This window comes from Cetobacterium sp., assembly GCF_977044495.1.
The window spans coordinates 1-12,264 of record NZ_CDRRQU010000058.1; the positions used below are offsets into that span (position 1 = coordinate 1).

General features: G+C 31.5%; 13 protein-coding genes. 1 reads left to right on the plus strand and 12 read right to left on the minus strand.

Going from position 1 to position 12,264, the window contains the following annotated elements:
* The coding region (locus ACWI69_RS10780; RefSeq protein WP_448821843.1) for a hypothetical protein at positions 1-427 on the minus strand (427 nt) is incomplete at its 3' end.
* A gap of 183 nt (positions 428-610) precedes the next feature.
* Between ACWI69_RS10780 and ACWI69_RS10785 the strand changes: the two genes are divergently transcribed.
* Positions 611-847 carry a hypothetical protein gene (locus ACWI69_RS10785; protein WP_448821844.1) on the plus strand — a complete coding sequence of 79 codons (237 nt, stop codon included), beginning with the start codon at positions 611-613 and terminating at the stop codon, positions 845-847.
* A 138-nt stretch (positions 848-985) separates the two neighbouring features.
* Here the strand turns inward: ACWI69_RS10785 and ACWI69_RS10790 are convergent, their stop codons facing one another.
* From ACWI69_RS10790 to ACWI69_RS10840, 11 genes are all read right to left on the minus strand, one after another.
* On the minus strand, positions 986-1,960 hold the full coding sequence (locus tag ACWI69_RS10790; protein WP_448821845.1) for a 2-keto-3-deoxygluconate permease: 975 nt from the start codon (positions 1,958-1,960) through the stop codon (positions 986-988).
* 21 nt (positions 1,961-1,981) lie between these two features.
* A complete protein-coding gene (locus ACWI69_RS10795) occupies positions 1,982-3,208 on the minus strand; it encodes a UxaA family hydrolase (protein WP_448821846.1) in 1,227 nt (408 codons plus the stop codon).
* Positions 3,162-3,452, minus strand: coding sequence for a UxaA family hydrolase (locus ACWI69_RS10800; protein ID WP_448821847.1), 291 nt, complete (start codon positions 3,450-3,452; stop codon positions 3,162-3,164). Before ACWI69_RS10800 ends, ACWI69_RS10795 begins: the two co-directional genes overlap by 47 nt.
* Before the next feature lie 186 nt (positions 3,453-3,638).
* Positions 3,639-5,462, minus strand: coding sequence for a sigma 54-interacting transcriptional regulator (locus tag ACWI69_RS10805; protein ID WP_448821848.1), 1,824 nt, complete (start codon positions 5,460-5,462; stop codon positions 3,639-3,641).
* Between the two features lie 33 nt (positions 5,463-5,495).
* Positions 5,496-6,560 carry a phosphopentomutase gene (locus ACWI69_RS10810; RefSeq protein ID WP_448821849.1) on the minus strand — a complete coding sequence of 355 codons (1,065 nt, stop codon included), beginning with the start codon at positions 6,558-6,560 and terminating at the stop codon, positions 5,496-5,498.
* Positions 6,561-6,580: 20 nt separating this feature from the next.
* Entirely contained in the window at positions 6,581-6,709 is a 129-nt protein-coding gene (locus tag ACWI69_RS10815; protein ID WP_448821850.1) for a hypothetical protein, read from the minus strand.
* A gap of 2 nt (positions 6,710-6,711) precedes the next feature.
* The gene (locus ACWI69_RS10820) at positions 6,712-7,866 is read right to left on the minus strand and encodes a YhfX family PLP-dependent enzyme (RefSeq protein WP_448821851.1); all 1,155 of its coding nucleotides are present in this window, start codon (positions 7,864-7,866) and stop codon (positions 6,712-6,714) included.
* A 1-nt stretch (position 7,867) separates the two neighbouring features.
* Positions 7,868-8,971: an aminotransferase class V-fold PLP-dependent enzyme gene (locus ACWI69_RS10825; RefSeq protein WP_448821852.1), complete on the minus strand. Its 1,104-nt coding sequence runs from the start codon at positions 8,969-8,971 to the stop codon at positions 7,868-7,870.
* Complete coding sequence (locus tag ACWI69_RS10830) at positions 8,968-9,852, minus strand: phosphotriesterase family protein (RefSeq protein WP_448821853.1); 885 nt, start codon at positions 9,850-9,852, stop codon at positions 8,968-8,970. Before ACWI69_RS10830 ends, ACWI69_RS10825 begins: the two co-directional genes overlap by 4 nt.
* Positions 9,845-10,876 carry a hypothetical protein gene (locus ACWI69_RS10835; protein ID WP_448821854.1) on the minus strand — a complete coding sequence of 344 codons (1,032 nt, stop codon included), beginning with the start codon at positions 10,874-10,876 and terminating at the stop codon, positions 9,845-9,847. The genes ACWI69_RS10830 and ACWI69_RS10835 overlap by 8 nt, the downstream gene beginning before the upstream one ends.
* 70 nt (positions 10,877-10,946) lie before the next feature.
* On the minus strand, positions 10,947-12,233 hold the full coding sequence (locus ACWI69_RS10840; RefSeq protein WP_448821855.1) for a YhfT family protein: 1,287 nt from the start codon (positions 12,231-12,233) through the stop codon (positions 10,947-10,949).
* Positions 12,234-12,264: the final 31 nt, after the last annotated feature.

Consider the following 12,264-nt stretch of genomic DNA (forward strand, 5'->3'; position numbering starts at 1 on the left):
CAACATCTTTAGAATAAGCACTTGTGCAAGCATTTCTACATCCAACAACTGCTATTTTGGTTCTGCAGGGCAATTCCATCCCATGAAAGTTATTACTAATTTTCATTCCTAAAGCAATTGTAGGATATTTTGATCTTTTACAAAAATTTGCAGGACAAATCTCTACATTTTTCACAGAATTTTGAATTTTTACAGCCGGTTTCATTTTCAAATCATTCCAAATACTGCACAAATCCTCCTCTTTTAAATTTGTTATTAAGATTCTTTGTCCAGACGTAATTTTTAAAATTCCTTTATACTTTTTAGTAACTTCTGCTATTTTTATCAATGTGTCTGGTGTTACAAATCCACCAGGAATATGAGGTGTTATTCCATATGTTTTTTTTCCATTTTTAATCTTTTGTAAATTTCCTCCAAAGTTTCCCACAATACCTCTCCTTTCTCTTCAAAATACACACTACCTCTTTTTTGAATCACTCCAATATCTCTATATACTTTAATTTTTCTTTTTTGTCAAATGTAATAAAACCTTCAAAAATTTTTGTAGGATTTTTATCACTTTTTCAGTAAAGACTAACACAAGTCAATTAAAAATAAGGGAGGAATAAAAATGGAAATGAATAAGAGTGAGGCTCTAAAAATTTATAAACAATACTTTAAGGATGAAGAGTTTATTGATTTTTTAGAATCCCCATATATAATTGTTGATTCAGATGACTTTAAAGATTACTATCCAGAAGGAACACCAAACCTGTTTTCAAAAGAAGCAAGTTCCCTATTTTTTACTGCTTATAAATTAAGTGAAGACCTTCTATCTATTACATTAGAAAATAAGAAAAAAAATTGATTTTACTAAAAATAGAGAGAATATCAATTTTTGTTGACTTTCTCTCTAATGTTTTTTATTTTTAATGCTTCCTTGGCTTCTTCATCTGCTCCAGTTAAGTCATCTGCTATAAGCACCAGTTTACACCTCATATCTAACTTAAGCCTGCTCTAACTCTTCATCTGTTTCTAAAGTCTTTATTTTAGAATGCTTCTTATTATATTTATATACAATTGTCGTTAAAATTGGTGTAAATATAGCTGTAGTTATTGTTGATGCTGCCACTTGAACAGCTGCTACATTAGCTAGTGCTGTTACGGTCGGATCACTTATAGATATTGCAGCTGGAGTTGATACTGCATTTCCTGCAGTACTCGAAGCGGCAGCTCCAGCAATACCACTTCCTCCAGTTAATTTATCAGTAATAATATTAAAAAATCCACCTACAAAAGTTGTTAAAATTCCTAAAAATATTCCAGCAATTCCAGCTTGAGCTAGCATATTAATATGCATTCCAGTACCTAATCCAAAAGCAAAGAACGGTATTAAAACAGGACCTGCTGAAGTTAAAAATTTTCTCATTTTTTCATCAGAATTACCTAGAATCATTCCTATTATAATTGGTATCATAACTCCAAATAATGATTTTAAAGGTATTTGAGCTAATCCTGCCGTTCCTAAAGCTATCATTGTAAAAAATGGTCCATCATTTAATGAAATTATTGATATAGCTCCAACATCTGTTTCATCTCCAAATTCTCCAGCTAAAGCCGCATATAAACCTCCATTTGAATTAGTCATTGCTGCAATTATAGCTAAAGGGGATAATCCTAATAAATAACCACTTGATGAAAATTTTGCTACTAATAATCCAATTGCGATTCCAATTCCAAACTTAGTTCCTGTTACAACAATTCCTTTAGATAAAGCTTTCGGAGCTCCTTTTATATTTATTCCAGCTCCCATACAAACTAAAAATACCCCTATTAATGCCATAGCACCTTTTGATATTGCTGTTACAAATCCTCCAATTTGAAGAAAGTTTGGAAAAAAAGTATTTGCAAAGACTCCAATTATAAGAGGTACTACCATCATACCACCTGGAATTTTTTCTATTGAATCTTTTATTCTCATTTTAACACCCCTTTTAACCTTTTAAAATGTTGGAGCTGTTTTATATATACAAAATTCTTTATGCCCTAATTCCTCTGCTTTAGTTGTTTTTCCATTTGAAACACTTATTATCTCTTCAAATAGAACATTCCCCATTTCATTAAGACTTTTTTCTCCTGATATTATTTGAGAGACATTTAAGTCAATATTATCTGACATTTTATCGAATGTCCCTTGATTTCCGGTTAGCTTAATAACTGGTACTATCGGATTTCCTGTTGGTGTACCTCTACCTGTTGTAAACACAACTATTTGAGCTCCACCAGCAACCATTCCTGTTATAGATTCTATATCTTGTCCTGGAGTATCCATTATATATAAACCTTTTTTATCTGGAATATCTGCATAATTTAGCACCCCTGTTATTGGAGCATGTCCTGCTTTATGAATGCATCCTAATGATTTTTCTTCAATACTTGTTAGTCCTCCTTCTATATTACCTGGTGTTGGTTGTCCTCCTCTGATATCTTCTCCTAATTGCATAGCTCTTTTTTCACAATTTCTAACTAAGTTCAAAATTTCATTTGCTACAGTTTCATTGATAGCTCTTTTCGCAATAACATGTTCAGCACCAATAAATTCAGTTGTTTCAGATAACATACTTGTTCCACCTAAAGAAACTAATATATCAGATGTTTTTCCTATAGTTGGATTAGAAGCTAATCCTGATGTTGTATCTGATCCTCCACATTCCATCCCTAAAATCAAATCATTTATACTACATTCTACTCTTTTTTCCATTGAAAGTTTTTGAACAAATTCCCTTGCATATTCACATCCTTTTGCAAATGCCTTTAGTGTTCCACCTTCTTTTTGAATAACTACAGTTTCTACTGGTTTTCCAGATTTTGCTATTTCTTTAGCCACATAATCTGGCTCTGTTCCTTCACAACCTAATCCTACTACTATTACAGCTCCAACATTTCCATTTAAAGCTGTATTTATAACTGTTTTATTTGTTAATCTAGCATCTGACCCTATTTTGCAACATCCAAAAGTATTATTTATATGAGTACACCCCACTACTTTATTGGCAATTTCTTCCGCTACTTTATTTGAACAAACACTTGTTGCTAAAACTAATACATGATTTCTAACTCCAACTTTCCCATCATTTCTTCTATACCCCATAAACTTCATACTTTTAACCTCCATTTTTTTATTAATCTCTATCTCCTCTACCTCTTTCACTTTGTACATTGTGAACATGAACATGTTCCCCTATTAAAATATTACAAATTGCAGAACCTATAGATTCACCATATTTTAAAATTTGATCTCCTAAATTTATATTTTTTATTGCAAATTTATGTCCAAAAGGAATATCTTTTTTTACTTTTATTTCTAATACCTCCTCTCCAAAAAACATTTTAACAATTTCTCCTTCTTTTAAATTTGTTGTTGCAGTTGCTATTGAATCATCAATTGTTATTACTACTGCTTTTTTTTGCATAATTTCCTCCCTATTAATTTTTATTTATTTTTTATATCCTAAATATAAGCAATTTCCATTCCAATTTCTATTAATTTACGTAATCCTTTTGTAGCCTAAAAAACAGCTCCAAAAAAAAATATACCTGTTTAACGGTATATTTTTTGCTGTTTTTTACGATATCATCTGATTAAAAAAACTACAATTTTAAGAAATAATTCTATCTAAAGTTCCTCTATCTATTTCTAAACGTTTAGCAACTTTACTTTTATTGTTATTTTCTTGAGATAATATTTCTAAAATAATTTTCTTTTTTATATCTTTTAAACTTCCACTAAAAATTGAAATATCTTTATTGTTTTTATGAATATCTGTTAGAAATAACTCGATATCTTTATATTTGACAGTAGAATTTTCAGCTAATAATATGATTCTTTGGACTACATTTTCTAATTCTCTAACATTACCAGGCCAATCATAATTCTCTAAAAAAGATAATAATTCTAAATCAAGTTTATCTATGTATTTTTCATGAATTTTTCCTAATTTCTTTAAAAAAAATAAAATCAAGTAAGAAACATCATCTTTTCTATCTTTTAATGCTAAAGTTTCTAACCTTAATACATTTAATCTATAGTATAAATCTGCACGAAATTTCTTTTCATCTACCAATTTTATTAAATCAACATTTGTTGCAGCAATTATTCTAACATCTGTTTTTTTTATTTCTTCTCCTCCGATTCTTCTGAATTCCTTTTCTTGTAAAACTCTCAAAAATTTAGCTTGTAAATCTAAAGGAAGTTCTCCTATTTCGTCTAAGAATATAGTTCCTTTGTGTGCTAAGTCAAAAATTCCTACTTTTCCATTCTTTGATGCACCTGTAAAAGAACCCGCTTCATATCCAAATAACTCACTTTCTAATAATAAACTTGGTATAGCACTACAATTTAAAGCTATAAAAGGACCGTTGACCCTTTTACTTGCATTATGAATACTCTGAGCTAAAATTTCTTTTCCAGTTCCACTCTCTCCAGTAATAAGAATTGTTCCATCTACTTTTGAATATTTTTTTGCAATTATTTTTATTCTATTCATATTTTGATTATTCGTCAAAAAATTTTCGAAGGTATATTTTGCTGATAATCCTTTTTTCATAAATTCTTTCCTTATTATTTTCTCTTCATTTTCTATCGTCTCAACTTCTCTAAAAGTAAATAGTGTTCCTTTTAATTCTTCATTTATAATAAGAGGAATTTTATTAAAAAAAATCTGTTTGTCTTCTATCTCTAATATTTTACTTTCTTCAATAAAAGCTTTTTCAATAATTTTTTTTATTTCTTTCTTATCCAGAAATAAACTCTCAGCTTTTAAATTTATATGTTCTATTATTTGTTTTTTATTAAAATATATAACTCCTATATCAATATGATTTAGTAAAATCGTAAGCATTTTATTTTTTTCTTTTTCTAGCTCCTTAACTCGTAAAATTTCTTCAGCTCTATTTAAAGCTTCCAAAACAGATTCTTGGCTTGATTTTATTAATTCAAAATTTATTGGTAAGGGATGGTTTTTTAATATGTTTTGTAGAACTACATCTCCCATAAAATTTGTAATTTTATATTTTTTTATAAATTCACCTATTTGTGAAATAATTTGAAATTGTTCAATTTTTGAATCAATCTCTAAAATTTTAATATCTATTCCCATACAATCAGCTATCCATTGACATTTATTAATAACGCTTTTATATCCTACTACCCCTATAACTTCATTTTTGTATTTAAATTTTTCAAATATTTTTAATATATCTTCGCTAGTTACTTTTATCTCAACTATAGGAATATGCACTTTTCTTTTTAATCGCTCAGCACTTCCACCTCGTGTAATAATAATTTGTCCACCATTTTCTTCAAATTTTCTAGCGGTCCTTTCTACTTCATTTAAATTAACAACTTTTTTTATTAAATAATCACTTGTAAAATTAACATCATTTATTTCTTCGTATGGTGCTATTAAAAGAATTTTTTTCATTTTATCTCCTATAATAACATATCATATATATTGTTATTTTCTATAATAATACAGCTTTTCTAAAAACGATTCTCCATTATCTGGCAATACTTTTCCAAAATATTCAGCTACACTTTGACCAATATCTGAAAGAGTTTGTCTCTCTCCAATATCTCTGCCACTTAACCCTTTTTTATATATTAAAATTGGAACTTTCTCTCTCGTATGTTGAGAATGCCCTATATTTGGATCATTTCCATGATCTGCAGTAACTATAAGTATATCTCTTTCATCTAGCAATTCCATAACTTTTTTTAACTTTTTATCTACAACTTCAAGTCTATTTCCATATCTTGTGGCATCCTCTTGATGTCCAGCTAAATCAGTCTCTTGAACATTGGCACAGATAAAGGCACACTCATTATCCTTTATCTCTTTTAGCAATTTATCCATAACTTCCCCAGTATCCACACAAAATATAGATTTTCCATGAGGATTTTCCACTATATCTGCAACTTTTCCTATGAATATAGTTTTTGTCACTCCATCTAAAATTTTTGGCAGCTGTACCTCACTATCAATTCCGTATCCCATATGCTGTACTTGGTAACCATTTCTGTAAACTCCCGACTTAGGTGCGTTTATTCCACCAAAAAGTCCATCTCTACACTCATAGGCATTTTTTATATCCTCTATAGTTACATTTTTCCCACCAAAAGTTATAACCCTTGGTACCTTTACAACTTTTCTGACAATTTTTCCTATCTCTAAAAGTTTTTCATAACTTATAAAATCCAGTACTCCAGTTATATTGTAAACTTGACCTAAATCTGCCTCTAAATTATCTCCAATAGTGGCACACTCATTTACTATTAAAATCTCTCTTGGAGAACCAAACCTTTTCACAGAGTAACCAGATTTTTTTAAAACTTTTTCTACCTCATCTATCGCCTCATAAAAAGGTTCAGTCTTAGGTTTTTTAGGATATGTTCCCATAAGCTCTTGATGCCCATAAAAAGTATCACACCAAAAGTGCATAAGATTTGCCTTTCCGTATACAGCTTCTTTTGAAAACTTTACACTTCCTATTTCAACTCCAGCTGCATTGGCAATTCCCAACTTTTCTAAATTAGGAATCCTTAAATTTGGATTTTTTTCAAAACACTACTATATGTGTTAGCTCCCACGTCTTGCGGTCGAACTTCTTGTACATCATCCATCTCACCAATACCAAAACTATCTAACACCAACACTATAAATCTTCTCATATTTACATCTCTCTTCCTAAACTATCATAAACTCCTATAATTTGAGGGTTCCCACTTTTTATTCCCTCAACCAGAACAACACTGCTTCTTGTTACAAATATCTGAGTCCTAAATGCTCCAACAACTGTTTCTCCAACCCCATTATTTCCAGATACTTCAAAATAGTAGTCTATACTCTCCATAGTTGGAGCTTCCACCAAACATCTTCTCATCTCTTTAAATTTTTTTCCAACTAAAACACTACACATTCCAGAACGTCTATAGTGACCACCACCATAACAATAGGAATTAGAGTCTAAATTGTGAGATATCTCAGATACATATACAATAGCTGGAATCTCTCCCTCAAAATTTGCACTATTAAATGGAGTCGTTCCAGTTAAAGCATGTCCAGGTTCTCCATGAGTTCCCCCATGCTCCTTTATACTTTCAATATTTTCTAGAGATGTGGCTGATGGCATGTTCAACTGTTCCACTACTATTTCCATCTCTTTTAACATTTTTTCAGCTTTTTTTATTGTTTCAATATTTTTAGTACCCTCTATTGCATTTTTCTTACAGTTGTATAAAAAGCATGGGAAAGATGTAAGACCATTGATTCTAACATTTTTCAAATTTAAAACCTCTTTAGCCACTCGCTCTATCTCATCTAAATAAAATCCACCACTTTGTCCAGAATAGATTTTACTATCCCTTTCTAAAACTCTTAACATTATATCTTGAACTTTTCCGTAGTTTTTAGCTACCTCGTCTATCTCTTTTATTTTCTCCAAAGAGTAAACTGTTATAATCTCTGGGTTGTGTCTTACAACTTTATCCACAAGTGCTGAAGGTATTTGAACTAAATGACCAACATTTCCAAGCTTCACTCCATTGTCCATCATAACCAGAGCCTCTTTAAAATCCACAGTTACAACTCCATCAAACCCTATCTCTACCAATTTTTTAGCTAGGTATGGTACTCTTCCAAATTGCTTTGTCATAACATAAAGTTTAACCCCATTTTCCTTAGCCTTTTCACAAAGAGCCCTTCCATTTTCTAAAATAGCGTCTACATCTAAAACATATGTATCTGGCAATATCTCTCCACTTTGATGAAGCTCTATTGCTACCTTTATCAAATGAGGATTTTTTTCTTGTACAATATCTAAAAACATCTTACTTCACCTCTTTTACCATTTCATAACTTTCTTTTAATATTCTAACTATTGTTTCAACTCCAGCTCTATTTGGATTTATTCTTATCATTCTTTTCTCTAAAGTCGAATCTGTAGCTCTAAATGTTCCTGAAACTCTATAAAAAAGTGGCGAAAACTCATACTTTGACTCTGCTCCCACAGGATTTGGCAATGCTCCCAATTTTTCAGCTTGAACTAGTATCTCATCAGCTATGTTCTCTTTTAATTCCACAACTATCACTTTTGATTGAGCATTTACAAGATAGGCCCCTTTGATAAACTCTATCTCTCCACTATTGAATATAGTGTGTAGTTTATCATTTACCTCTCCTTGAATAGCAAGTGAAACTGGCGCATAAACTAGCCCTCTTAAAACATCAAGTGCTTCATGTCCCTGTACCTGCCCCCCTCCAGAGTAATTGCTTTTTACTATCTTTCCAATAAACTCTCTCTTACCAACTACGCATCCAACTCCTTCTGGTCCAAGTAACTTAAATGCTGAAAATGCTGAAAGGTCAGCTCCCAGTTCACTTCCAATTTTATTTACTTTCATAACAACATAGTTATCGTCTGTAACAACTGGTATATCATATTTTTTTATTTCAGCAATAACCTCTTTTATATCATATGAGTCATCAATTTTTTGACGAATATATTGAACTAAAGCTGCGTCAAAACAGTTATTTTTCAATATCTCTTTTAACTCATCTAAGTTATTAAAATCAGCCTCTATTTTCTCCACACCCATCATTTTAAAAGTTACATCTGTTGTAGGATAAACAGGAGCCTTGTGAACTAAAACTTTTCTCTTCTTTTTCTCACCTAAAATACTGTAAAGTCCCCATTTTATAGCCGCTGTTCCAGAACCTCTAACAAGCACAGCAGCTTCAGAGCCAAAAAACTCAGCTATCACTTTCTCAGCTTTCTCTGTAGTAAGTGGTTTATTTAACTCTTTTACAACTCCCAAATCCCCTCTAGTTAAAATCTCATGACCTTGAAAATATTTTGTTATTATATCTATCATTTTAAACTGCTTCTCTTTAGCTTCCTCTATTCCTATTGATTCCAATGGATATGTTTTCATCTTTTCACACCAACTCCTAAAATTCTCTTTGGATTTTCCACCAACATCTTTTCTAAATCTCTCTCCTGTACTCCCACATCTCTTAGTATAGGAACAAAACTCTCAATTAGGTACCCATAACCAATTCCACCATTAGTTTTCATATGAGACTTTCTTGTTAAATCAACAGACATTATGAGTTTATCACTCCATCCCTCTTCACAAAGTGTTTTTATAAACTGTGCCCTTGTTTCATCAGGAAGATAACTATTTTTCCCAATAGTATCAAACTCTACATAGGCTCCTCTTTTTAAAAGTGCTTTTATATAATCCAAATCATTTGCCAAAGCTACGTGTCCTAAAATAACCTTATTTAAATTCACACCTAAACTTTCTAAAAAATCTAACTGCTCATGTCCCAATTTTCCTAAACTTGTATGAGTTGTTATAAAAACCCCTGTGGCTTTTTGAGCAATTGCTGCTGCATGAAAAACTTTTCTCTCAAGTTCAGTCATAACTTCAAACCCTGTTCCAATCTCTCCTATAAGCGTTGCATGCTTGCCTTTTCCATCTATTCCAATTTTTATATCATCTATCATCTTCTTAGCCAACTCATCAACAGTTAAATCTTCAACTTCTTTTGGTAAAAATGGCTCCTTATAATATCCTGTAGACATATATATATCTAGACCTGTAGCCTCTTCCATTCTCATAACGTAATCAACATCTCTACCAATTCCAACATTACTAACATCAACAACTCTTGTTACTCCAAGCTCTTTTAGTTTTAAAAATTCCTCCTTTGTAATATCAAAGGTATCTAACTTACAATCTATATTATTTTTCTCCTTAGAGAGGTCAATAGTTACATGTTCATGCATATACGTTATATCTTTAATCATCTTCCCTCCAAATTTTAAACTCTCTATTATCTATGTCCTTTAGCGGATAGTTTAGAAAATACTCTCTATAAAGTTTTGGTCTTTTATCTTCACTTAAAGCTTTAGCTATCTCCAGCAAAGATTTTAAATACATCTTCCCTTTAGGCACAACCACAACTATTGCACTTCCAATATCCCCTGTTGGAATAGTTATAGCTGAGCTATCTAACATATTTAAAACTTTTAAAAATCCTTTATTTGAGCTCTTTTGAATCTCACTAGCTTTCTCTCCCATAACTCCAAAGACAGAGTCTCCTAAACCACAAACTTCCACATCCTTTTCCAAATATATAAAGGCACTATATCTTTTAAAAATATTCTTTAAAAACTCCATCATCTCATCTCTTTTATAAGGTTTAACTTTAGTTTCTAAAATATCTATCACATAATCTTTTTTTAACTTCTCACAGTTTTCAGAATCTAACTCCATAACACAACAACTTTTTATAACCTCTTGAGGTTCAGTTAAAAATATCTCACAAACCTTTTCCAATTGAGAAAAATCTTGAGTTATAACTCCAACTCCAGGAGTAAACTCTATAAAGTCTGTAGACTTTTTAATAGTTTTTCCCTTTATTCCAGCTCCTGAAAGTAAAGCTGAATACAGATTTAATCCAACAGCAGGAGCAAGGACAGATCCTCCCCCATCAGTTCCAATTCCCACAGTATTTATTCCATATAAAACATTTATAGCTGTTCCGCTAGATGATCCAATCATAAGTTTTCCAGTGATAGGATTTAAAAGGTTTAAGTCTACAGCTCTTCCTCTATCTGCAAAACTGTCAATTGTATTCCAAGAATAGCCCTTTTCCAATAATTTTTTTATAACTCTATCACTTATCTCACTGGTATCTTTAATTCCAAAAGTCTTATAGTTTGAATTTTCTCTAAACATATCTAGAACTACATTGGGATTTTGTTTTTTTACACTTTTTCCTATAAATTCCTTTGTTCTTTGTATTCCAGAAAAAGCTTTTAGATTCATTTTTTCACCTCACTATAATTTAAGACCATATTATAATTTAAGAGGAGTAAAAACTCCTCTTAAACTTCATCTATGCGCCATACATTCCTAAAACTGAGAATATATTTAGTAAAATTCCAAAGAATATAGCAGCAACTGGTCCAACTGCCATATCTACAAGCGGTTTCTTAGCTGTTTTATTAAGAATATAAACTCCTGCTACAAATAGATACCCAAGTCCCGGAGCCATAGCGTCAGCTGCAATCATTCCACCAACAATAAGTGCAACTTCTAAAACTTTAGTCATAGATGTTCTAATTTGATCTCCACATCCCTTTACTCCTGGGAACTTATCTAAGAACAGAGCTATTGCTCCAAGCGCGTATATCTCAAGACATATAACTGCTGCTCCACCCATAAAAGCTATTAATGGATTTCTTAAAAAGATTCCAATAGCAAATACAAATGTCATTCCAGCAGGAGCATAAACTCCTGTTGCTATAGCAGTTGTTGCAACTAATGGCACAAATCCTATAGCTCTAGCTAAAGCTGCAAGTCCAGCCTCAGATGTTTTTCCCTCAGCTAAAAGATTTAAAGATATTGGATCTCCCGCAACTAAGTGTAAACTTATAGCAGCAGAAATTAATCCACCCATAAGTGCTAATCCTAAGATATTTTTCTTTATTCTTTCAACCCTAGCAGCAAATATATTTAATAACATCGCATTTGACTTTGGAGCGTCTGCTGCTGCTTTCTCTCTCATAGCAAAAGCAATCATAACTACCATGGCAACAAGTAAAGCCATTCCATCTGGATTTAATACCACTTTACTACCATCAAACATAAATGTTCCATATTTTTGAATAAGTTGTCTAACAATTATAGTTAATCCAAAAGTTGTTGCTCCCTTTTTAATCCCATATTGATAAGCTACTACCAGTGCTGGGAATGCAGCAAAGGCAACTATGATAGGAGAGCCAACTTTTCCAAGTGATGGTAAAAAATTCACTGGTAATTTTGCAAAAAGTTCCACAACAATTTTTAATCCATGAGTTATTAGTAGTCCATAAAATCCTCCAGCTACAACTGATAACACTGCACCTTTTTTATCATAACTACACGATGTTCCTATTATATCTGTTCCCAAAAGGATACTATGAATTAGAATTATATGTGTTGTAAGAGAAAAAGGTATTCCAAATCCTACAACTAGACCAAAACTTAAAGCAAAACTCGTAGCTGCTAAAGACTTTCTGTCCATTCTTCCCTCTAAGAACTCAGGAACAATAGGTCTTAGTCCATCATTGAATATGGCTACTCCTCTGTTAGCTAAAAGTGCTGCTAAACCTCCCAATAAAACTGCAACTATATAATTCATTCTTCCTCCCCTATTTTCTCTATTTTAAAAT